Source organism: Priestia sp. HNGD-A6 (genome assembly GCF_045784335.1).
Taxonomy (GTDB): domain Bacteria; phylum Bacillota; class Bacilli; order Bacillales; family Bacillaceae_H; genus Priestia; species Priestia zanthoxyli.
Window position 1 is genome coordinate 1,883,250 of sequence record NZ_CP138621.1, and the last position, 21,789, is coordinate 1,905,038.

Annotated in this window: 22 protein-coding genes and 1 riboswitch; of the genes, 10 read left to right on the forward strand and 12 right to left on the reverse strand. The window is 38.8% G+C overall.

What is annotated here, in order from left to right:
- Window positions 1-75: 75 nt before the first annotated feature.
- Both SCI76_RS09485 and SCI76_RS09490 read left to right on the forward strand, forming a co-directional pair.
- Window positions 76-1,818, forward strand: coding sequence for an ABC transporter ATP-binding protein (locus SCI76_RS09485; RefSeq protein WP_028412167.1), 1,743 nt, complete (start codon window positions 76-78; stop codon window positions 1,816-1,818).
- A gap of 16 nt (window positions 1,819-1,834) precedes the next feature.
- Complete coding sequence (locus SCI76_RS09490) at window positions 1,835-3,619, forward strand: ABC transporter ATP-binding protein (RefSeq protein WP_407545243.1); 1,785 nt, start codon at window positions 1,835-1,837, stop codon at window positions 3,617-3,619.
- A 119-nt stretch (window positions 3,620-3,738) separates the two neighbouring features.
- Here the strand turns inward: SCI76_RS09490 and SCI76_RS09495 are convergent, their stop codons facing one another.
- Window positions 3,739-4,722: a zinc-binding dehydrogenase gene (locus SCI76_RS09495; RefSeq protein WP_168760385.1), complete on the reverse strand. Its 984-nt coding sequence runs from the start codon at window positions 4,720-4,722 to the stop codon at window positions 3,739-3,741.
- Window positions 4,723-4,885: 163 nt separating this feature from the next.
- Between SCI76_RS09495 and SCI76_RS09500 the strand changes: the two genes are divergently transcribed.
- A complete protein-coding gene (locus tag SCI76_RS09500) occupies window positions 4,886-5,233 on the forward strand; it encodes a helix-turn-helix domain-containing protein (RefSeq protein ID WP_014461394.1) in 348 nt (115 codons plus the stop codon).
- Between the two features lie 210 nt (window positions 5,234-5,443).
- Complete coding sequence (rpoN, locus tag SCI76_RS09505) at window positions 5,444-6,781, forward strand: RNA polymerase factor sigma-54 (RefSeq protein WP_231099253.1); 1,338 nt, start codon at window positions 5,444-5,446, stop codon at window positions 6,779-6,781.
- Between the two features lie 58 nt (window positions 6,782-6,839).
- On the opposite strand, the gene SCI76_RS09510 is transcribed toward rpoN, so the two are convergent.
- The 3 genes from SCI76_RS09510 to SCI76_RS09520 all read right to left on the reverse strand — a co-directional run bounded on the left by SCI76_RS09510 (window position 6,840) and on the right by SCI76_RS09520 (window position 10,883).
- Window positions 6,840-7,691 (reverse strand): class I SAM-dependent methyltransferase, encoded by an 852-nt coding sequence (locus SCI76_RS09510; protein ID WP_407545167.1) that lies wholly within the window; start codon window positions 7,689-7,691, stop codon window positions 6,840-6,842.
- A gap of 97 nt (window positions 7,692-7,788) precedes the next feature.
- Window positions 7,789-10,206, reverse strand: a complete 2,418-nt coding sequence (locus SCI76_RS09515; RefSeq protein ID WP_034269637.1) for a YhgE/Pip domain-containing protein — start codon at window positions 10,204-10,206, stop codon at window positions 7,789-7,791.
- 191 nt (window positions 10,207-10,397) lie between these two features.
- Window positions 10,398-10,883, reverse strand: coding sequence for a GNAT family N-acetyltransferase (locus SCI76_RS09520; RefSeq protein ID WP_013081920.1), 486 nt, complete (start codon window positions 10,881-10,883; stop codon window positions 10,398-10,400).
- A gap of 175 nt (window positions 10,884-11,058) precedes the next feature.
- Here SCI76_RS09520 and SCI76_RS09525 point away from each other — a divergent pair, with 175 nt between their 5' ends.
- Genes SCI76_RS09525 through SCI76_RS09535 form a run of 3 tightly spaced genes read left to right on the forward strand, consistent with a single transcriptional unit; the run spans window position 11,059 to window position 13,457 of the window.
- Entirely contained in the window at window positions 11,059-11,289 is a 231-nt protein-coding gene (locus tag SCI76_RS09525; protein ID WP_013055605.1) for a FeoA family protein, read from the forward strand.
- A complete protein-coding gene (feoB, locus tag SCI76_RS09530; protein WP_168760383.1) occupies window positions 11,286-13,256 on the forward strand; it encodes a ferrous iron transport protein B in 1,971 nt (656 codons plus the stop codon). Before SCI76_RS09525 ends, feoB begins: the two co-directional genes overlap by 4 nt.
- Before the next feature lie 15 nt (window positions 13,257-13,271).
- On the forward strand, window positions 13,272-13,457 hold the full coding sequence (locus tag SCI76_RS09535) for a FeoB-associated Cys-rich membrane protein (RefSeq protein WP_013081918.1): 186 nt from the start codon (window positions 13,272-13,274) through the stop codon (window positions 13,455-13,457).
- Window positions 13,458-13,500: 43 nt separating this feature from the next.
- On the opposite strand, the gene SCI76_RS09540 is transcribed toward SCI76_RS09535, so the two are convergent.
- Entirely contained in the window at window positions 13,501-13,824 is a 324-nt protein-coding gene (locus SCI76_RS09540) for a DUF3243 domain-containing protein (RefSeq protein ID WP_013081917.1), read from the reverse strand.
- Between the two features lie 16 nt (window positions 13,825-13,840).
- The gene (locus tag SCI76_RS09545; RefSeq protein WP_033578155.1) at window positions 13,841-14,425 is read right to left on the reverse strand and encodes a hypothetical protein; all 585 of its coding nucleotides are present in this window, start codon (window positions 14,423-14,425) and stop codon (window positions 13,841-13,843) included.
- Window positions 14,426-14,686: 261 nt separating this feature from the next.
- On the opposite strand from SCI76_RS09545, the gene SCI76_RS09550 reads away from it, so the two are divergent.
- From SCI76_RS09550 to hxlB, 3 genes are all read left to right on the forward strand, one after another.
- Window positions 14,687-15,052, forward strand: a complete 366-nt coding sequence (locus SCI76_RS09550; RefSeq protein WP_028412158.1) for a helix-turn-helix domain-containing protein — start codon at window positions 14,687-14,689, stop codon at window positions 15,050-15,052.
- Window positions 15,053-15,320: 268 nt separating this feature from the next.
- Window positions 15,321-15,950 (forward strand): 3-hexulose-6-phosphate synthase, encoded by a 630-nt coding sequence (gene hxlA, locus SCI76_RS09555; protein WP_013055599.1) that lies wholly within the window; start codon window positions 15,321-15,323, stop codon window positions 15,948-15,950.
- A gap of 10 nt (window positions 15,951-15,960) precedes the next feature.
- Window positions 15,961-16,518 (forward strand): 6-phospho-3-hexuloisomerase, encoded by a 558-nt coding sequence (gene hxlB, locus SCI76_RS09560; protein ID WP_048020097.1) that lies wholly within the window; start codon window positions 15,961-15,963, stop codon window positions 16,516-16,518.
- 113 nt (window positions 16,519-16,631) lie between these two features.
- Here hxlB and SCI76_RS09565 read toward each other — a convergent pair whose 3' ends face one another.
- The 6 genes from SCI76_RS09565 to SCI76_RS09590 form a co-directional block, all read right to left on the reverse strand.
- Window positions 16,632-16,877, reverse strand: coding sequence for a ferredoxin (locus SCI76_RS09565; protein WP_168760382.1), 246 nt, complete (start codon window positions 16,875-16,877; stop codon window positions 16,632-16,634).
- An 86-nt stretch (window positions 16,878-16,963) separates the two neighbouring features.
- Window positions 16,964-17,974: an ABC transporter substrate-binding protein gene (locus SCI76_RS09570; protein WP_028412156.1), complete on the reverse strand. Its 1,011-nt coding sequence runs from the start codon at window positions 17,972-17,974 to the stop codon at window positions 16,964-16,966.
- Entirely contained in the window at window positions 17,971-18,714 is a 744-nt protein-coding gene (locus SCI76_RS09575) for an ABC transporter permease (protein WP_028412155.1), read from the reverse strand. The genes SCI76_RS09570 and SCI76_RS09575 overlap by 4 nt, the downstream gene beginning before the upstream one ends.
- Window positions 18,711-19,475 (reverse strand): ABC transporter ATP-binding protein, encoded by a 765-nt coding sequence (locus SCI76_RS09580; RefSeq protein ID WP_028412154.1) that lies wholly within the window; start codon window positions 19,473-19,475, stop codon window positions 18,711-18,713. Before SCI76_RS09580 ends, SCI76_RS09575 begins: the two co-directional genes overlap by 4 nt.
- A complete protein-coding gene (gene tenA, locus SCI76_RS09585; protein ID WP_168760381.1) occupies window positions 19,468-20,139 on the reverse strand; it encodes a thiaminase II in 672 nt (223 codons plus the stop codon). The genes SCI76_RS09580 and tenA overlap by 8 nt, the downstream gene beginning before the upstream one ends.
- Before the next feature lie 5 nt (window positions 20,140-20,144).
- Entirely contained in the window at window positions 20,145-21,422 is a 1,278-nt protein-coding gene (locus SCI76_RS09590; RefSeq protein ID WP_168760380.1) for an acetylornithine deacetylase, read from the reverse strand.
- 114 nt (window positions 21,423-21,536) lie between these two features.
- Window positions 21,537-21,639, reverse strand: a riboswitch (TPP riboswitch).
- Between the last annotated feature and the right edge of the window lie 150 nt (window positions 21,640-21,789).

Below are 21,789 nucleotides of genomic sequence, written 5' to 3' on the forward strand. Positions count from 1 at the left end.
TAAATGGTGCTTGAAACAAACTTCTAAACTTATTCTATGTTACCATATTTTTTACAGAAAGGAGTGCCACAATGTGTGAATACAATTAAATCTTTATACCCTTACTTAAAACCTTACAAATGGCTCGCGCTGTTTGCCCCGCTATTGATGGTCATTGAAGTGTTAGCTGACCTTCTTCAGCCTACTATTATGCAGCATATCATTGATTATGGCATTGCAAACAACAATCAAACATATGTTATCACCCGAAGTATCCTTATGCTTATGTTAGCAATCATTGGCTTAGCTGCTGGTATCGTCTGCGCCATCCTTAGCACAAAAGCAGCAGTAAATTTTTCTACCGATATTCGAAAATCGCTTTTTGAAAAGATTGAAAACCTCTCAAACAGCAATAGAGATAAACTAGGGACTGGTCACTTAATCACCGTCATGACAAATGATGTAACGAGTGTTCAAAACGCATTGAATATGACGCTAAAAGTATTAGTTAGAGGACCTTTACTTTTTGCAGGAAGTATTGTGATCGTGTTATTAACCGCTCGTTCTTTGTTTCCTATTATCGTCGTGGTCGTCCCTATTTTATTTTTATGCATTTGGTTTGTGATCACGAAAGCCGGAAAACTTTTCAAAAAAGTTCAGCGAAGCGTTGATCGTGTAAACACAAAAGTCCAAGAAAATTTATCAGGGATGCGCGTAGTAAAAGCGTATGTAAGAGAATCATATGAAATCAATCAGTTTAAAGAAGCAAACAGCTCCTTGACGCAAGCTAATATGAGTGCTGTTCAGCTTATTTCGCTTTTAATGCCCGTTATTTTATTTGTAGTAAATATCGGCATGGTAGCTACTCTATGGCTGGGTGGACTTCAAGTTGAAGCAGGAAAAATTGAAGCAGGTGTGATTTTAGCTTTTATTAATTACTTAACGATTATTTTAAACGGACTTATGTCAAGCAGCATGGTGCTGATGCAAATTACACGTGCATTCCCTTCAGCTGAACGAATCGATTCTGTTTTAAAAACAAAAATAGACATTCCTCCAGCAAACTCTGCTGCTCAAATCAACAGGCTTAAAGGTGATCTATCGTTTCAAAACGTTACATACAGCTACAGTAAAAATGGAGAAAACGTATTAAAAGATATTTCATTTACTGCTAAACACGGGGAAACTATTGGCATTATCGGCTCTACTGGAAGCGGAAAATCGACGCTTGCAAAACTTATTTCGCGCTTATATGATCCTGATGGCGGCGAAATTTTTGTAGATGGAAAAAATCTGACAAACTATGACGTAAAAGAGCTTCGCTCATCCATTGGGTTTATTCCTCAAAAAGCTACACTGTTTACCGGAACGATTGATATGAATATTCGAATGGGAAACGATCATGCTTCTTCCTCAGAAATTGAAGATGCTGCAGCTTTTGCATGCGCAACGGAGTTTATTGAAAAACTCCCAGAAAAATATGAGTATCCTTTAACGCGAGGAGCAACCAACTTATCAGGAGGGCAAAAGCAGCGTCTTTCAATCGCGCGTGCATTTGTTAGAAAGCCTGCTATATTGGTCATTGATGATGCAACTTCCGCGTTGGATGCTGTCTCAGAAGCGCAGGTACTAACACATTTAAAAGAAGAGTTTTCCGATGCGACCGTCATTATTATTGCGTCTAAAATTTCGTCTCTTCTTCACGCTGATCATATTATCGTCATGGATGAAGGCAAAATTGCTGAACAAGGGACTCATGAAGAATTGCTTCGTCACCACTCTCTTTATTACGACATTTATCTAGCACAAGGCGGAAAAGAGGTGTTGCCTAGTGAATAATCAAGGTAAAAATCAAATGAGCTCTATTCGCGGCCCTAGAGGCATGATGAAGGGTCCTGTAGTGAAGCCAAAGAATGCGAAAAAAACACTATATAGAATCTGGTCATATATGGGAAAACGAAAGCCTCCGCTTGTGGCTGCGATCATCTTAGTTATTGTGACTTCCCTGCTTAATTTATTAGGCCCTTATTTAATTGGGGTTATTATTGACGAGCATATTATTCCCAAAGATATCAGCGGAATGATACGAATGTCACTCACTCTTGCAGGAATTTATATTACGACATCTTTATTAACATGGCTGCAAACCTATTTAATGGTAAACGTTTCGTTTACGACCATCGGAATGCTCCGCCAAGATTTATTTGCAAAGCTTCAAACTCTCTCTCTTCGCTTTTTTGATAAGCGAGCTTACGGAGAGTTAATGAGCCGGGTTACGAATGATATTGATAACCTGAATAACGCTCTGAGTCAAAGCGTTATTCAGGCTCTGTCCTCTATTTTATCTCTAGTCGGTATTACCATTGCGATGTTCTCGCTCAACTGGATTCTTGCCATTATCACACTGATTGTTATTCCATTAATGGTTATAATCGTTCGACAAATATTAAAACGAAGCAGTGAAAATTTTGTCAAACGCCAAAAAGACTTAGGTGAGCTAAACGGCTTTGTAGAAGAAGCAATCTCTGGAGGAGAAGTTGTTACGCTTTTTAGTAAGGAAAAAGATTTTTTAACTGTTTTTAATGAACGAAATGAACAGCTGAGAAGTTCAGCAACAAAAGCAGAAACATTTTCAGGCTTTTTAGGTCCTGTCACAAACTTTATTAACAACTTAGGCTTAGCACTAGTGATTGGAGCAGGAGCATTTATGGCTGTTCAAGGTAGCGTTACAGTTGGGATGATCGCTTCATTTGTTAACTACTCACGTCAGTTCTCTCGCCCAATCAGTCAAATGGCAAACTTAGTAAACACTATTCTTTCGGCTATTGCCGGCGCAGAGCGCGTGTTTGCGATTATGGATGAGCAGCCGGACGTCACAAACAAGCCAAACGCTCTTTCTGTTACAAAATTTGCAGGAGACGTTGCTTTTGAGAACGTATCATTTGGCTATACTGACGAAAAAATGATTTTAAAAAATGTTACACTTACAGCAAAAAAAGGTGAAATGGTTGCTTTGGTCGGTCCTACAGGTTCTGGTAAAACAACCATCATTAACTTGCTCACACGATTTTATGACATCGCAAACGGAGACATTAAAATTGACGGCCGTTCCATCAGTGACTATAACATCCATGATTTACGAAACCGAATTGGCATTGTTCTTCAGGATACCTATTTATTTTCCGGTACGATTGCGGATAACATTCGATTCGGCCGATTAGATGCCAGCGATGAAGAAGTGAAAAGCGCAGCAAAAATGGCAAATGCTCATTCTTTTATCAAGCACCTGCCGCAGCAATACGATACCGTGATTTCAGCCGGTGGAGGAAATTTAAGTGAAGGTCAAAAGCAACTCTTATCGATTGCCCGAGCCATGCTCTCTGACTGTGATATTTTAATTTTAGACGAAGCTACTTCCAATATTGATACAAAAACAGAAATTGATATTCAAAAAGGAATGAGTAATCTATTAAAAGGAAAAACAAGCTTTGTAATTGCCCACCGCCTCAAAACGATTGAAAATGCAAATCAAATTCTTGTCTTAAAAGACGGACAGATTATTGAAAAAGGAAATCATCACGAGCTATTAGAGAAACAAGGTTTTTACCACAAGCTCTATACGCAGCAGTTTACGATTTAAAAGAGGCTGGAACATAACTTAACCCAATCCAATCTAAAGACGAGAAAACGAACTATTGATCAATAGTTCGTTTTTTACTTCAACTAAAATACTTTTGTCTCAAGCTCTTTTTCGCTCTATCATTTATCTATCACAGCTACAATTTTCCCTTTTACTCGACGAGTCGCCAGTTCATCTAAAGCTGCCGGCACTTCGTCTAGTGAAATGACTTTTTCCACAAGAGCATTCAGCTTATTTTCTTGTAAAAGCAAAAGCATTTTATTTCCCATCTCCGCAAGTTTTTGCTGTTCTTTTACGTTGTTAGACTGATGTACGCTTCCTAATGCAACTTGATGAAACGATAGTGGATGCGCAAACGAAATCGCATCATTTACATTAGGAGGTCCTGCGATAAATGCAATTTGACCATTAAAAGCAAGAGCCTTTACCGACTCGTCTGCATTGTCTCGTCCAACGGTATCCAAGACTAAATTTACACCGAGTCCATCGGTAAGCTCCAGCACTTTTTTCACAAAATCTTCTTTACGGTAGTCGATTGCATAGTCAGCACCTAAACTTTTTACAAACTCATGATTGGCAGAAGATGCGGTTGTAAGCACTGTAAGACCTGCATTTTTAGCAAGCTGAATGGCAAACCCTCCAACCCCTCCAGCACCTGCGTGAATTAAAATCGTTTGTCCTTTTGAAGCGTTCATTTTGTGAAACAATGCTTGATATGCTGTATACCCCGCACATGGAATAGCTGCAGCGTCTTCAAATGAAACTCCTTGTGGAATAAGGGAAACCGTATGAGCTGTTGTCACTCCATACTGTGCAAACCCGCCTTTTTTTGATAAATCGCTATGATATACAACGCGGTCTCCGATTTTGACAGTTGTGACTTCTTCTCCCACTTCCTCGACAACGCCAGCTGAATCAAGTCCTAATACGTGAGGGTATGTCCAACTGGGATTACCGCCGTTTCCTGTTTTATAATCTACAGGGTTCAAGGCAGTAGCTTTAATTTTAACTAAAATTTCACCTTTAGCTGGATGCGGCTTTTGGATATTTCCGACTTTCATCTCACTTACTTTCCCTTTGCCTTCTAGCAGTAAAGCTTTCATCAAGATCTCCCCTTTTACATTTCTTCCTTCAATTAAAAGTTCTTTTTCAGTATAATAAATACATGTTGTTTACAAAAGACGGCACTTTCATGTAACCAGGTACCTTCCCGGTAACCTAGGTCTATGGATATTAAATTATTATATCCATATTTCATATCTGTTTATGAATGGAGGATTAGCGGTGAAAGCACCCCACTATAATGTACCTGTTGAAGCAACACTTGAAGTAATCGGCGGGAAATGGAAAGTCGTTATTTTATGCCTCTTAAAAGAAGGCGAAAAACGTTTTAGCGAACTTCAGCGAGCTATGCCTGCTATTACTAAAAAAATGCTGTCTCAACAGCTAAAAGAATTAGAAAAAGACGGTGTAGTTAATAGAAAAGTATACAATGAAGTTCCTCCTAAAGTAGAGTACTCACTCAGTGAAGAAGGCGAAACCTTACGAGAAATTTTAAATATGATGTGCGCATGGGGAGATAGAAGAATGGGAAACACCCCAAATTGCAGCTAAGTTCTCCTAGCAGCTTTGTTAAAATAACCGAATAGCTGCTGGGAAGAGCTATTCGGTTGTTTTATCTATTTCCCTACTCTTTCTTATGAGTCGCCCTTGTGTAAGAACATCTGACAACACTATAGAATTCTTTCGCATTTTCATATATGATGATGTCGAACGATGCAGCCAGAATTGTCGAAATAAAACTCAAGAATGATAGGTGATTCAATGATGCAATTAGGTTTAGATTTATCTCAAAAACAACTATTAAAATTGGCCATGACACCTGAATTACGTCAGTCTATCAACATTTTAAATTATTCTACGGCCGATTTAGTTCATTATCTTCATGAGCAAGTCAATGAAAATCCTGTAATTAAACTGTCTGCTGGCGATTCTCAGCAAAAAAATTCATTTAATACTCGAGAACAGCGTTCATATTCAAAAGGTCACACCGATGACGAGTATAATCCGTTTAATTATATATCCGATCAAACTGTGACATTAGAGAGCCATTTATTAGAGCAGCTGTCTATGCTAAATCATTTACACTCACAGCAAAAACACATCGTTCAATTTCTAATTGGAAACTTAAATAAAAACGGCTTTTTAGCAATTGAACCAAAATTGGCAGCCGAACTGCTTAACGTTTCAATTGACGAAGTCAACGATATGATTCACGTTTTACAAAGCTTTGATCCAATCGGAGTGGGCGCTCAAAACTTTGTCGATTCACTGCTTATTCAAATTAAGGCCAAAAAGTCAAAGCCTCCTCTTTTATACGATGTGGTGAAACACGATATTGAAGATATTGCTAACAAAAAATATCGGAACATTTCAAAAAAATACTCTATTTCAATGCGCGAAGTACAAGAAATTGTTGACTGCTTGCGGACATTGAATCCTCGTCCAGCAGGAGATTTCTATGTTCCGCTTACGAAGTACATTTCGCCTGATGTAACGGTACAAAAAATAGACGGCCGCTATCATGTTATTCTTCATAGCGAGCTGCTTCCGCCCATCGAGATTAACAGCACCTACCAAAAACTGGTTCATCGCTCTGCATGCGTAACAACCGATCGATACGTACAGGAAAAAATCCATGAAGCTACTTGGCTAATTAATAGTATTGAGCAGCGTAATGTGACGATTTACAACGTGTCTAAAGCCATTGTGGAACATCAGCAAGATTTTTTTGAAATGGGTATTTCGGGGCTAAAGCCGCTTACCTTAAAAGATATTGCTCAAAAAGTAGACTGTCATGAATCAACGGTAAGCCGTGCGACGAACGGAAAGTATATTCAAACGCCGCGCGGACTGTTTGAGCTAAAATACTTTTTCACTAATTCTTTAGAGAGAACCGACGGCGAACAAAGCAATTCTACCGCCTTTATAAAAGAGAAAATTAAAACATTAATTGCCGAAGAAAATAAATTAAAACCTCTTTCAGACCAAAAGCTTATGTCTCTTCTTTCCAGCGAAGGAATTCAAATTTCAAGGAGAACAGTAGCTAAATACCGTGAAGAAGCTGGAATTGAAAGTTCTTCTAAGCGGCGACGATTTTAATATTATTTATTCTAAATTACAGCTTTATCACTACTAAAAAGAACCCGTTGAATAAAAATCAACGGGTTCTTTTTATCGGTTTCCAATAAATAAAAGCCATATGATATTGATACGTATATTCATATGTGTCATTTATTTTCTTTACATGCTGTAAAATAATCTTCTCAGTTTCTAATTTGTCAATATCTTTAGAAAGTACCTTGGTCGAGTTCTTCTTGATGAGATCTTCGTACGTCTCATAGGTTATCGTTTTGGTTATAGGAACCAGCTTACAATCTGCGTAAATGCCCAGTTCATATAAAATATTTAGTAAGTCAATATATTCCTTACGACGCCATTTAATCTCGTACCCAAGTTTTCTATGTAACTCTACGTAATGAGGCTTTTCTGGACCCGCTGACATGCCAATAACCGCCAAACGATTAGCCGAATCATTCATATTTAAGAGACCATCGACAATGTTATGCATACGGTAAAAACAGTTTATTCCTACTACCACGTCATAGTTATCTGTTAGACGCTCATGCTCCCATTTACCTTCTATGAACTTTAGATTAGAGCGGGCATTTGATTGTTTTTGTAAGTAGCCGATGATGCTTGGCGAACAATCCATACACGTAAGTTCTTTTACATAATCCGCAATTGAAAACGTATAACTTCCCCAGCCAGGGCCAATTTCCATGACAGAGTCACTTGGATTCAAAAAAGCAAGAAGTTCTTGCTGAAGCTGTTTCACTACAGGATCGTTTTCTGAAACAAAAGACATTTTTTCTAGATATTTCTGCCAAAATTCATCTTCAGCTTTGTCATTTATCATCCGTTCCGATATTGAACCGTCCCATTCTTTCAGCCCTTCCTGCCACTTTTTCACACGATCACTTTCATACACCGCAAATTTTGTAAGCTGCATGCATTCACATTCCCCTCTTTCTCACGTAAACCTATACTAACATAAAGAAAAAGAGAGTTCCTTTTTAAACTGGAACTCTCTTTTTCTATTAGTTAAATTAGGCTGCTGCCTCTTCCTCTGTGTGATGCTTCTCTTTTCTGGCATTGATATAAAACATTATCAATGAAAGAGTGATGAAGATTGCTGCAAAGATTCCAAGTACGCCAGCCTGATGCCATACATAGCCGAAATCATCACCAATTGAAATAATTTCACGGAAACCGCGAATTGCATAGGTCATAGGCAAGTATGGATTGATTGCCTGGAAGAATTCCGGCACAAGTGCTTTAGGGAATGTACCTGCACTGCCGCCAATTTGAAGCAGCAGAATAATAAAGGCTAAATACTGCCCTACTTTTCCTAACCCTGTTGTTAAGAACAAGATCAGTGTAAAGAACGTTACACCTGTAATCATCGTAAAGATATAGAAGTGCCAAATGCTTGTTACGTTTAAATGCAAGCCCCAAAGAAGAGCTGTAACAGCAATCGCTGCTTGCAGCATACCTACAATAGTGATGACACTAAACTTACTTAAGAACCACGAAATACCTGATGTCGGTCGAATTGATGGCTCTTTCATTGGGTACACCGCTGAAAACATTAATGTTCCCGCAAACAAGCCAATACATAAGATGTATGGAGCTAATCCGACACCGTACTTATCTACGTTGTTTTGTTTATCTGATTTTAAATCCGTTGGATTTGAAAACATGCTGTATGTTTTATCATCCGCTTTAACATCTTTTGCATCTTTTGCACCATCTGCTAAAGAAGAATGAAGCTCGCTTGTTCCATCTGATAATTTAGATGAACCGTCATATAGTTTGGATGAACCATTTGTTAACTCTTTAGAACCATTTGCTAATTTGGTTGCCCCGTTTTCTAGCTGCGTTAAACCATTTGCTAGCGCTGCGCTTCCTTGTTCAGACTTCTTAAGTCCATCCACAAGTTGCTGCTGCCCGTCAGCAAGCTTTCCAGCTCCTGTATGAGCGTCAGCTATACCGCTGTTTAGCTCTGCAAATTTGCTGTTGAACTGCTTTTCACCGTCTGCTAGTTTAACAGCACCGTTATATAATTGAGTTTGACCATTGTATAACTGAGTCTGTGCGTTGTATAACTGAGTTTGACCATTGTACAACTGATTTTGACCGTCAGCAATTTTATTAATGGCGCTTTGAATATCTTCTCCGCCTTTAGACAGCTTTTGAAGCGCTGCTGATAACTCTTGCACTTTATCTACTTTTGCTTTTAGCTGCTCTGCTTTTTGCTGCTGTTCATCCATAAACTGCTGAGACGTCAGCTTTTTAATTCCTGCAATCAGCGTTTGTTTTTGCTCATCGGGAATAGATTCGTTGCTGTTAATGCTGTCAATGAGAGCTTGCTGCTGTTGTTCAAACTCCGCTTTTTTTGAGTCTACCTGCTGTTTAATCTGAGTGATTTCCTGTTCCGCTTGATTAATTTGCTGCGTAACATTGCTCACTTCAGCATCTACTTGATTTAAGCCGCTTGTGAACTGCGGTAGTTTCCCTTGAAGTGTTTTTGTCCCTTCATTAAGTTGCTTTGTAGCATCTTGGAGTTTTTTGGTCCCACCTTGCAGTTTTTCAGTTCCGTCTTGTAGTTTCCCCAACCCAGTGCTAAGCTTTCCTGCACCTGTTTCAAGTTCTTTAGAAGCCGCATAAAGCTGTCCGCTTCCACTTTCTAGCTTCCCTAAACCGCTGTTTAGGCTGCCTAAGTTTTCATTAATTGTGTCCGCACCGTTTAGTAGCTTAGCTGCACCGGCATTTAGATCAGTTGCTCCTTTTCGTGCATCTGCTAATCCATTTGCCAATTTAGCTGTACCGTCTTCAAACGTAACCGTGCTGTCTGCTAGTTTCTTCATGTTATCTCGCAGCGTTTTCGAGCCATCTTCTAGCTCTCCTGCACCGTCACTTGCTTTTTGAAGACCGTCCGCTACTTGCTTAAAGCTGTCAAATACCGTTTCAGCATACTGCTTTGTGACTGCTTCTTTAATCTGATCATTGATTTTAGCTACTGCATTTGAGCTAATTTGAGCGCCTGAATAGTTCTTTCCGGCATTTGTATGGTAGATAAATTTCATTTTTTTAGGATTCTCATCCATTAATGTTGTTGCATTTTTAGAGAAATTCTTTGGAATTTCTAAAACTAGATAGTAGTCTTCGTTCTTTAAGCCTTCTAACGCTTTTTCTTTGTTCGTAAATTTCCAGTCAAATTTATCGTTTTTCTTTAAATCATCAACAAAATCACGACCGACATTCAATTTCTTTCCATCTAATGTAGCACCTTTATCTTCATTTACCACTGCAACTGGAATTTGATCTGTTTTTCCATATGGATCCCAGTAAGCAGATAAAAAGATGACATTATAAAGTAATGGAACAAATAACAATCCGCAAATCACAACAATAGTCATTGGTTTGGAAAAGATTTTTTTCCATTCTCCTTTAATCATATTCATGTTTTTTAGCCTCCAATAATCCTTACTTCCGCCTGACTGTTTGACCGAAAAACATTTTCGGTCATGAAGTTCTGATTAATGTTACCATATTCACAAGAATAAGGTCAATCGTTATTCTGTAATTAAAAGCTGATTTTAGCAGAAAGTTTAAAATCAGCTTTTTAAGATAACGTTCACACTAAATATCAGGCTTAAATCATGAGTTTCATTCGCATCGTTCTTAGTAAATGCCCGTCAAATTCATCATCAAATTCATCCACAAGCTGGAAACCTTTTGATTGATAAAATGCACGGCCTATTCCGTTTTCCCTTTCTACGTTAATGTAAACGATTTTTAATTCCTTCGAGCGCTTCATTCCTTTTTCTAACAATTGCGAACCGATTCCTTTTCCTTGATAAGCAGGCAGTATATAGATAGATCCTAGTTCTATTTCCCCTCTGTTTTGTAGTCGGAAAAAGTTAGCGTATCCTACGATTTTCTCATCAATAGTTGCTACATAAATGAACGAATTACGCAAGCGCCACAGCAGCCTTTTATTGGAGTATGCTTCTGAAAGAAACCGATTCTGAACGCTTCTAGGAATAATTCCTTCATATGTATCATACCAACTCATCTTTGCGACGTATTGAACAGACGTAATATCTTCTTTTCTCATTTTGCGAATGATTACCTCCACTCACATCCCTCCTGACAATTTACTGCTAAAATCGTACATAATTTCACCTGAAAAATATAGTTATAAATATATATTTTTAATTGTAACGCTCTAGAAGCATTGATTGATTTTAGAACCTTATGTATAATCGAGATAGATACAAATTGAAAATGATTATCATTAACAGGAGTGCTGAATGATGAATTTAACTACCGTGAGTATTGGCGACAAAGTAAAAGTTAAAAACATTGAATTTTTAGATAGATCATTAGAACGCCGCCTTCTTTCTTTTGGAGTAAAAAAAGGCTGCGAACTGTGCATGAAGCAAAAAACCATCTTAGGAGGACCTTGTATTATTGAATGTCAAGGTCAAATGATTAGCATCCGAAAACGCGATGCGGCCAAAATTGAGGTTGAAACAGCATGAGTACAATTGCACTTTTAGGAAATCCAAACACAGGAAAAACTTCTTTATTCAATATATTAACAGATTCCTATGAATACGTAGGAAACTGGAGCGGTGTAACCGTTGAAAAGAAAGTTGGATCTATTAAGAAGCAAAACAGCCAGCTGGTTGATTTGCCGGGTGTGTATGACTTTACTCCTCTTTCTTCAGATGAAGCAGTGGTAACTAACTTTTTGTTAACCGGAGAATTTAACAGTATGCTGAATATTGTAGACGCTTCTCAGTTTGAAAGAAGCATGCATCTCACTATTCAAGCATTGGAATATGGAAAGCCATTAGTAATCGGCTTAAATATGATTGATGTAGCGGAAAAACGCGGACTGACTTTTAATTTGGAGAAGCTTAGCAAATCATTACATATTCCGGTTTCAGCGATTGTTGCCCGTAATGGAAAAGGAATTAATGAGCTTCTCACCACTTTGAAGCAAGATTTAAAAGCCCCTTCATTTCAATTAAATTATGGGGAAACCGCTGAACAAGCAATTCATATGATTCAAACAAAAGCGGACGTCAGCAGATGGATTGCCATTCAATTCTTAGCGGAAAATAGCGTAATCGAATCAACATTAAAAGAAAAAGCGAGTTACTCAGAGCTGCTTGAGCTTCGAAAAGCCGCTGCACAAAAAATAAACAAGCCGCTTAGCGAGCATTTCTTCGACGTGCGTACAGCATTTATTGAACGCATTTCGAGCGAGTGTATCATAAAGGGCAGCGAAACACCTTTAACCTTCACGGATCGAATCGATCGAATTGTGACGCATAAGTGGCTTGGTCTCCCTATTTTTCTTGGCTTAATGTATTTGATTTTTAATATTACGTTTACGTGGATTGGCGTTCCGCTTTCTGATAAACTGGACGGCTTCTTTGGCGGAACACTTAGTGAAGGCGCTGATTCTCTTTTAAATGCAGCTGGTGCCGCTCCATTTATTCATGATTTAATTGTGGATGGCATTATTGCAGGAGTAGGCGGCGTACTAGTATTTGTACCACAAATTTTTGTCCTGTTCTTTTTCATTTCACTGCTTGAAGATTCAGGATACATGGCTCGAATTGCTGTAGTAATGGATCGTATAATGGAATTTTTCGGTTTGAACGGAAAAGCATTTATTCCGATGATTATTAGCTTTGGATGTAACGTACCGGGGATTATGGCCGCGCGTACAATTGAACAGCGAAAAGAGCGCCTTATGACCATTTTAGTCAATCCATTTATGAGCTGCTCAGCACGTCTTCCTGTATACGCTTTGTTTGTAGGTGCGTTTTTTGTGCAAAACGGAGCAGCTGTGGTGTTTTCTATGTACTTGCTTGGCATTATTTTAGCACTTGTTGTAACGAAAATTTTATCAGTAACGCTTCTTAAAGACGAACAATCAACTTTTATTGTTGAACTTCCTCCTTACCGCGTACCTCAAGCCAAGACTCTTTGGAGAAGCACGTGGGAAAAAGGCCGAAATTTCGTCCGAAAAGCAGGTACGGTTATTTTAGCTGGCTCTGTATTTATCTGGCTATCATCTTACGCTGGCCCTGGCGGTTTTGGAGTAGATATGGAAAATAGCTTTATGGCTATTATTGGAGGTGCTATCGCTCCTCTATTTATCCCTTTAGGCTTTGCGACATGGCAAGCTGTAGCATCACTGATTACAGGCTTCCTAGCGAAAGAAGTGGTTGTTTCAACTATGAGCATCATTTATAAAGTACAAGAAGGACAGCTTGGCGACACAATGAAGACATTCTTTACACCGCTAACAGCCTATACGTTTATGGTGTTTGTTCTTCTTTACGTTCCGTGTCTAGCAACCGTCGCTGTTATTCGACGAGAAACCGGCTCATTAAAATGGACAGCATTTGCTGTGGCCTACCCTTTGGTTGTCGCTTATCTCGTAGCTTTGCTTGTACACACTATTGGAAAAGTACTTGGTTTTTCTTAAAAGGAGTGAATAACATTGATTATTAACATTTTAATTGGGGTTTTGATTTTTGGGTATGCCCTTTATCATATGACAAAATTCTTCCGCAAGAGTACTCAGGGAAAATGTGCAAGCTGCGCACAGCAATCTTCTTGTGCAACGGATGATTGCGGTATTGACTGGGATAAAACGATTCAAGAGGCTCAAAATCAATCATCTTAATACATTAAAAAAGCATCCTGATAGACGGGATGCTTTTTTAATGTTACGCAACTAGTTTTAAAATGAGATGAGAAAGGACTTCCTTTTCCTCTTCACTGCTGACTTTCCATAACTCATGAAGGACTTTTTCTTCTCGGTTTCGAGGCTCCTCATTTTTGGCTAAATAGCTAGCCACTTTTTTTGTAGCAGCTGCTAATTGTTCCTCATTTAACCCGAGCTTTTTACCGACATGAACTTTTTGAGTTAAATAATCAGTAAACGTATCAAAATTCTGCAAAATTGCTTCTTTTTTCTCCGTCCCTAAATTATCTACCGTTTCTTCAATTTTATTCATGTCTTTTGTAGTTCCTTCATTCATTTGACTCACAGTTAACATCTCCTTCTTAGTGAATAGACTGATATGTTCTTTCACGCTCAGATTCTGGTTTTTCGTCCGGCGTCATCTTTTCCTTACTTATTTCAGAAGTTGCATCTTTCACTTTTTCACCAATTTGCTGTAAATCACTTTTAGCATCTTCTACCGTTGATTTTGCATCATGCGTAACGCTTTTCACATCTTCTGCTTGCTTAAAGAAATCTTCATTTACACGCTCGTACAAATGTTTGGCATCATTAATTGCATCTTTTAAAAGATTCGATGCATTTTTCATTTGCTGCACCATTTTTTCTTTTGTTTCTTGAGGGTTCTCTTTTACTTGATTAATCATGTTTGCAGAAGAGTCCTTTAATGTAACGGCTCTTCTTTTAACAGATGAGCGAGTTTTATTATCAAGTAATGTTATACATCCACCTACAACTGCCCCGACAACAACACCTTTTACTAGCTTGCTGCTGTAGCTTTTCCCCGTGGTGCTAACAGCTGCAGTGCTATTAGCTGTCTGTGGATTGTTATTAATTCCTACATCGTTGTTGATGCCTGCGCTGTTGCTTAAAGCAGGGTTTTGTAATTCAGATCGGTTTCTTTCCATTTTTACTGCCTCCTTTAGCATCGTTATTGAGTGATTTCCCATCTTTTTTTATATTTAAACAATTGAATTCGTTAAAAATAAAAAACATGACTAAAGGCCACCTTTTATATCTCACTAGTCAAGAATAACTATATAGTAAAAAAAGCTAAATTTTTTAATGGAAAGATACAAGCCGGATTTTTGTAAAAGGATTGTCAGCACCGGTATAATAAGAAGTACTGTAAAAGAAATTTTATACTATTGGTCATAGGGGTGAAACAATTGAGCCAGCTTAATAAGGAATTTAACTGTGAAAAAGAATTAACGCTTGCTATTATCGGCGGAAAATGGAAGATGCTGATACTATGGCACTTAGGACGTGAAGGAACAAAACGGTTCGGGGAACTAAAATCGCTTATTCCTGATATTACGCCGCGCATGCTGGTTAACCAGCTGCGGGAACTGGAAGAAGATCTAATTGTTAACCGTAAAGTTTATCCTGTCGTACCACCTAAAGTCGAATACTCACTTACAAAAGAAGGAGAAAGTTTAATGCCTATTTTAACAGCCATGTACGATTGGGGTAAAAATTACCGTGATACAGTGCTGGTCAATCAAGAACAGAAGGCAGAAACGTTAATTAAATGATGGAAACGAATCCTTCTATTCCATAGTTTTTATTTTTTTATGCGGATGATATTACTCAATATCATCCGCATTTTTAATGAAAATTAAGCGGTTACAAGACTGATATGTCCATTAGTATACTTCTGTATACTATCATTCCCCACACTATTTGTGGGAAAAGTGCGTACTTTTAAGAACCTCAAACTGCGGGTACAATAACTACACCAGCTGCTTTTTATGTAAAAAGGCACAAAAGGTATCTATAGATTTCTGTAAGGAGTGGAGTAGAATGGAATTACAATTAGCATTAGATCTTGTTAATATTTCTCAAGCAAAAGAGGTAGTAAAAGAAGTTGAAGAACATATTGATATCGTGGAAATCGGTACACCTGTTGTAATCAATGAAGGGCTTCGCGCCGTTAAAGAAATTAAAGAAGCATTTCCTAATTTAAAAGTATTAGCTGACCTAAAAATTATGGATGCAGCTGGTTATGAAGTACAGCAAGCTTCTCAAGCTGGAGCAGACATCATTACCATCTTAGGTGTGGCTGAAGATATGTCAATTAAAGGTGCAGTTGAAGAAGCGAAAAAACAAGGTAAAAAAATTCTAGTCGATATGATTGGTGTAAAAGATATTAAAGGACGCGCAAAAGAGCTAGACGAATTTGGCGTTGACTATATCTGCGTACACACAGGATACGATCTTCAAGCAGTTGGTCAAAACTCTTTTGAAGATTTAGTAACAATCAAAAGCGTTGTAAAAAATGCAAAAACAGCCGTTGCTGGCGGCATTAAATTAGAATCTTTACCTGAAGTAGTAAAAGCACAGCCTGATCTTGTTATCGTTGGCGGAGGCATCACGAGCCAAGATGATAAAAAATCAGTTGCTTCTCAAATGAAAGAGCTTATTACAAATTAAGGAGCTTTCTATGCATACGAGCGAACATTTAAAAACGGTTATGAATGAGCTTTTACAAACAACAGCTCTAATCGCTGACGATGAAGCTGAACAGCTTGTAAATGGCATCATCTCATCTAAAAAAGTGTTTGTCACAGGAGCAGGCCGTTCAGGTCTTATGGGCAAGTCGTTTGCTATGCGTATGATGCATATGGGCATTGATGCTTATGTCATTGGAGAAACCGTGACGTCCACTTTCACGCAGGATGATTTATTAATCATCGGATCAGGTTCTGGCGAAACGAAGAGCTTGATTCCTATTGCTCAAAAAGCAAAAGAACTTGGAGGAAAAGTTGGAGTAGTCACGATTTCCCCCGATTCCACGCTTGGCAAGCTGGCTGACTTCATCGTGAAGCTGCCCGGCGCTCCGAAGGATCAAGAACAAAGCAGTTATCAAACCGTACAGCCTATGGCGTCACTGTTTGAACAAACGCTTCTTCTTTTTTACGATGCGCTGATTCTTCGCTTCATGGAGAAGAAAGAACTTGATACTCATACGATGTACGGAAAGCATGCAAATTTAGAGTAGAAAAAGGTCTTGCCTAGGCAAGACCTTTTTTGTTTTGGAACTTTCTATATAACCAAATATTCACTTATCAGATAACTAAATGTACTTTATCATTATTTATTTTTTCAAAAGCCCTATTCGAATTTTGCTGCATCTCCATAAAACGGCTGCTCTGCAACTTTAATCGAGTCTGTTGGACACCCTTCGTACGCTTCCATCATCTCATCTTGCTGATGTTCAGGAACTTCTTTTGTTCCTTCGTTGTTATCTAATACGGCATAAGCAAGACCTTCTGAATCATAATCATAAAGATCTGGCGCACTCCCTCCACATGCTCCGCAAGCAATACATGTTTCCTTATCTACTATCGTAAAAGCCATAAAAAAACCTCCTTGACCTTTTCACTTTCTCTTTCAGAAAGTTACGTTCAGTATAAGGAGGTTTTTTTAAATTCGTCTTAAATTATTTACTGAGATTCCCCAATATTCTCAAACATCTCATCTACATTTGGCTTTTTCTTAATTAACCCTGACTCTTTTAACCAGTCAACGTTTGATTGCCATGATTCTTTCGTTTGACTGCCGAATCCTTGTTCAGACTTCATTTTTGGAAGTAAGATATTCAAACTTTTTGTTTCCACATCTTTTTCGAGCGGAAAGTTTGATTTATCTTGATTATCTAACAAAATTTGAAGTGATTCTTTTGGATGTTTCTCCGTGTATTCATACCCTTTTGTCGCGGCACGCCAAAACGCTTTAATCGTATCAGAATCTTTTGCCCACGTTTGATCCCCTGTAACGGCCACTAGCTCGTAATAAGATGGCACGCCGTAATCTGACGGATCAATGTCAACCGTTTTGTATCCTTTTTTGTGAAGCAATGGTACTTCGTGGTTAATATACGCACCTATTACAGCATCTACTTTTTTGCTAATCAGCGATGAATTTAACTCAAACCCTACGTCTACTAGTTTTACTTTATTCGGATCTCCTCCATCGCTTTTCACCATTTTCTTTAGAACAGATTCACTTAATGGTGTTCCGCTGTATCCTACTACTTTTCCTTCTAAATCTTTAGGACGCTTAATACCGCTATCTTTCAATGCCACAACCCGGTTTAGCGGAGATCTTACAATCGCTCCTACCGACTTTACCGGCACATCTTCATTTGCTCGTGCCATTGCTACATCAGGCTGATAGTAAAGGCCGAGCGTGACTTTCCCTGCAGCTGCTAAATTAAGCGAGTCTGTTGGATTAGCAGGAAATTGTACTTTTACATTCAGCCCTTCTTTTTTGAAATATCCTTTTTCTTGTGCAGCGTAAATGAAGCTGTGCACTGCATTTGGATACCAATCAAGCATAATTGTAACGTCTTTTAATTTTTTACTGTCACCAGCTTTATTTTCCTTGTCCTGACCGCAAGCAGCGAGCATCAAAACAAGCAGCAGGCTTAAGCTAATCGCAAACCATTTTTTCATTCTGTTTTCCTCCACTTTAATGAACGTTTTTCGAAACCTACTACAATAATAAAAAATAAAATACCGAGCGCGGATAAAATCACAATTGGTGCAAATACACCAGCTGCATCAAACTGTGTCATCATGCGACGACTGAAATATCCTAAGCCTGCTTGCGCACCCAACCATTCCCCAATGGCAGCACCTATTATACTAAAGGTAACCGCTACTTTGAGTCCCGAATAAAAATGAGGCAGTGCAGAAGGAATGTTCAACTTAAAGAAAATATCTTTTTTTGTTGCTCCCATCGTTAACATGAGTTCTTTTAACTCTTTGTTTGTAGAACGAAGCCCGTCAAATGTGCTAACGGTAATGGGAAAAAACGTAATTAATACGGTCACAATCACTTTGCTCCAAATGGAGTAGCCAAACCACAGCACAAATACAGGAGCAATGGCAATGGTCGGAATCATTTGTGACGCAATAATAAGCGGATAAAAAGCACGCTCAATAAGCGGACTCCAATTCATCCACACAGCCAGCAGAACCCCTAGCACAACGGATATTACAAGCCCAATTACGACAATAGATAACGTAGCTGGTAAATGCTTAAACAATAAATCCATTCGCAGCTCCCAAAGCTTCGTTAAAATACCGCTGGGCGTTGGTAAAATAAACGGATAGTTTACAATGCGTGCTCCAATTTCCCAAGCAGCCAGCAAAATGACTACTAAAATCACTGAAGCCCCGTACTTTTTCATGTATTCACCTTCGATCTTAGCTGTTCAATTAAATAATCTTTCACATCAAGCACTCGCTGTTGATTCAGATCTTTTTGCGTTCGAGGTCTGCTAAGCGGCACTTGAATTTCTTCAAGACAACTTACTGGCTTGTCTGAAAAGATAAAAATGCGATCTGATAAAAAAAGCGCTTCATTGACGTCATGAGTGATAAATAAGATGCTATGCTTACGCTTTTGCCATTGGTCAAGCAGCCATTCCTGCATCGATAAACGTGTGATTGCATCAAGTGCACTAAAAGGCTCATCTAAAAGCAGCACGTTAGAACCGCTTAATACCGTCCGAAGAAAAGAAACGCGCTGCTTCATCCCTCCGGATAAATCACTTGGAAAACGGTTTTCATACCCTTTTAGGCCAAACTCTTCAAGCAGCTGAGACACTTGCTTATGAGCACTTGCTTTTGATACATTGTGAAGCTCAAGAGGCAGTGCTGCATTGTCTAGAATCGTACGCCACGGAAGCAGCAAATCTTGCTGCGGCATATAGCCTACTTTTCCTAGTCGCTTTTCATAAGACTTTCCGTTAATCACGATATCGCCTTCACTCTGCTGTTCAAGACCTGTAATAAGACGAAACAACGTACTTTTCCCAGAGCCGCTCGCTCCAACGATACTGACAAACTCGCCTTCTTTCACGTCTAAGTTTAATGATTTTAAAATCGCTTGATCACCGTTCTTGTACGTAAAACTGACGTTTTGAAAAGATAACACAGACCTATTCATGAATTGGCCACATCGCTTCGTTATAAGCCATATCCCAGAACATATACTCAAAACGCGTCGTATTCAAGAAAATTTCTTCAAGCTTTTCTAATTCCACTTCTGATTTATCTTCAGTAAGTGAGTCAAATAAATTGATACACCATGTCGCCAGTTCTCCAAATTCTTCTGAGCTGTACATTTCAATCCACTCACGGTAAAACTCATTGTTAGCTCCAGGCTTTTCACTAAGTTCTTTTCCTATTTCCCAGTAGCTCCACATACAAGGCAAAAGAGCGGCTACTAATTCAGCTAATGTTCCACTTTGACCAACGTGCAGCATATAGTGCGTGTATGCAAGCGTTGTAGGAGATGGCTGCGCTTTTTCTAATTCTTTTTCGCTGATTTCAAATCTCTTGGCATACTCACGGTGCAGACTCATTTCTTCGTTTAATGTAGAGTCTAAAAGGGCTGCAAATTTCCCCATCGTTTGAAGATCGGTAGCTTTCATGGCTCCAATCGCAAATAATTTGGCATAATCAATTAGGTAAAGGTAATCTTGAATCATGTAGAAGCGAAACTTCTCCTTTTCAAGCGTTCCATCTCCCATCCCCTGTACGAAGGGATGATTATGATTTTGACGCCAAATAGGCTGCAGCTTTTCGTATAATCGTTCACTAAATTTCATGATGATCACTCCTTATGCGTATGCAGCCACGTATAAATGAACTGCACTATCACTTTTGTATATTGAACAAGCTGATTAATATCTAATTGTTCGTTCACAGCATGTGCATTTGCTAAATTTCCCGGACCGTAAATAGCGGCGGGAATTCCCGCATCAGCTAGCCATCCCCCGTCTGTTACGCTAGTTGACACATCAATTGGAGGCTTTTTCCCTTCCATTTGTTCATGAGTATTTGCAAGCAGCTGCACTCCTGCATGATTTTCATCAATTTCTAATGACGGAAAGATTTCTCCTCTGTCTTCAATCATTGATGTGCCTCCCCATTCAAAGGTTGGCAGATTATCTTTTAACCATGGATCTGCTTTTGCAATAGCTATAATATATTCTTCCACTTCTTTTGATACTTGGTCGTACGATTCATTAGGATAATAGTGAACGGTGATCCACAGCCTGCATTCATCTGCAATAAAAGCAGCATGTCTTCCGCCTTCGATTACTGCTGGATTAATCGTATTTGTCCCTGGCAAAAATCCTGGATAGCTCTTTGTAACAGCCCAGTGACGCTCCAATTCTTGTAGCCCTCCGATCACTTTTGCCATCTTTTCAATAGCGCTTGCGGCTAACAGGCCTCCTCCAGCATGAATCATACTTCGGCGTGTACCGTCATGATAGGTTTTACTGCTTTTTATCGTAATCCATCCCGTGATCACTCCGCCTTGACCTTGAATATGTAAATCACTTGTATCGACTACAAGCGCAAAATCAGCTGTATACCCTTTCTGACAGCATTGCAGCGTACCTGCCTCTCCTACTTCTTCTCCTACAACGGATTCAAAAATCAAGTCTCCTGGCAGCTCGATTCCTGCTTCTGTTAAAAGCTGAACTGCAAATAATGCTCCCGCCAAACCGCCTTTCATATCAGCAACTCCGCGTCCAATTATCATATTGTCTTTCACAACAGCTTCAAACGGATTGGTTTCCCAATTTTCATTTTCTTGTACCTCAGCAACATCCATATGGCCGTTAATAATCAAGCTTTGATAGCCAGCCGATTTTTGTCCTTTTAACGTTCCCACTACGATAGGGTCGTTAGAATATAAGTCCCACATATCAATGGAAAAACCGCAGTTTTTAAGAAAATCCGCTACGTACAGCTGCGCTTCATGAGAATTTCGTGCAGGAGGCGCTGGCGTTTTATACGAAACAAGCGTTGTTAATAACTGGATTAACTCTCCTTTGCGCTCCTCTACCTGTTTGACAAGCAAATCAATTGTTTCTTTCATGTATGACACCTTCCTTTACGCATAAAAAAACACTTCTTTCGCAGGAAAGAAGTGTTTTTGTTTATGTACACAAAATTATTATAACGAGTTCGTAAGGAAATCCCATACAAAACATCCATTACAATACCTCTTTCCTACGCTAGTATTACCTAGTTCAGGTTATAAGGGTTAAGACTTATCGTCTCTCTCAGCTTCGAAAGCACCCCTAGTGGTGTTGTATCTCTATGAAATTAATCTATTATCATATGTTTACCTGTAATAGTTTTATCATAGTAAAGCGTTTTATTCAATAGAAAGGTTCATGATATGGTAATGAAAATAGTTTCCTTTTTAGTAGTAAAAGAAAAAGCACACACCTTTTTCATGC

Excerpts from the sequence above, each read along its gene's own strand:
- SCI76_RS09580 (WP_028412154.1), bottom strand. The coding sequence starts at position 19,475 with ATGAATAGGTCTGTGTTATCTTTTCAAAACGTCAGTTTTACGTACAAG.
- SCI76_RS09570 (WP_028412156.1), bottom strand. The coding sequence starts at position 17,974 with ATGAAAAAATGGTTTGCGATTAGCTTAAGCCTGCTGCTTGTTTTGATG.
- rpoN (WP_231099253.1), top strand. The coding sequence starts at position 5,444 with ATGATGCAATTAGGTTTAGATTTATCTCAAAAACAACTATTAAAATTG.
- SCI76_RS09565 (WP_168760382.1), bottom strand. The coding sequence starts at position 16,877 with ATGGCTTTTACGATAGTAGATAAGGAAACATGTATTGCTTGCGGAGCA.
- SCI76_RS09525 (WP_013055605.1), top strand. The coding sequence starts at position 11,059 with ATGATGAATTTAACTACCGTGAGTATTGGCGACAAAGTAAAAGTTAAA.
- SCI76_RS09575 (WP_028412155.1), bottom strand. The coding sequence starts at position 18,714 with ATGAAAAAGTACGGGGCTTCAGTGATTTTAGTAGTCATTTTGCTGGCT.
- SCI76_RS09495 (WP_168760385.1), bottom strand. The coding sequence starts at position 4,722 with ATGAAAGCTTTACTGCTAGAAGGCAAAGGGAAAGTAAGTGAGATGAAA.
- hxlB (WP_048020097.1), top strand. The coding sequence starts at position 15,961 with ATGCATACGAGCGAACATTTAAAAACGGTTATGAATGAGCTTTTACAA.
- SCI76_RS09500 (WP_014461394.1), top strand. The coding sequence starts at position 4,886 with ATGAATGGAGGATTAGCGGTGAAAGCACCCCACTATAATGTACCTGTT.
- SCI76_RS09545 (WP_033578155.1), bottom strand. The coding sequence starts at position 14,425 with ATGGAAAGAAACCGATCTGAATTACAAAACCCTGCTTTAAGCAACAGC.
- SCI76_RS09590 (WP_168760380.1), bottom strand. The coding sequence starts at position 21,422 with ATGAAAGAAACAATTGATTTGCTTGTCAAACAGGTAGAGGAGCGCAAA.
- SCI76_RS09490 (WP_407545243.1), top strand. The coding sequence starts at position 1,835 with ATGAGCTCTATTCGCGGCCCTAGAGGCATGATGAAGGGTCCTGTAGTG.
- SCI76_RS09510 (WP_407545167.1), bottom strand. The coding sequence starts at position 7,691 with ATGCAGCTTACAAAATTTGCGGTGTATGAAAGTGATCGTGTGAAAAAG.
- feoB (WP_168760383.1), top strand. The coding sequence starts at position 11,286 with ATGAGTACAATTGCACTTTTAGGAAATCCAAACACAGGAAAAACTTCT.
- tenA (WP_168760381.1), bottom strand. The coding sequence starts at position 20,139 with ATGAAATTTAGTGAACGATTATACGAAAAGCTGCAGCCTATTTGGCGT.
- hxlA (WP_013055599.1), top strand. The coding sequence starts at position 15,321 with ATGGAATTACAATTAGCATTAGATCTTGTTAATATTTCTCAAGCAAAA.
- SCI76_RS09515 (WP_034269637.1), bottom strand. The coding sequence starts at position 10,206 with ATGAATATGATTAAAGGAGAATGGAAAAAAATCTTTTCCAAACCAATG.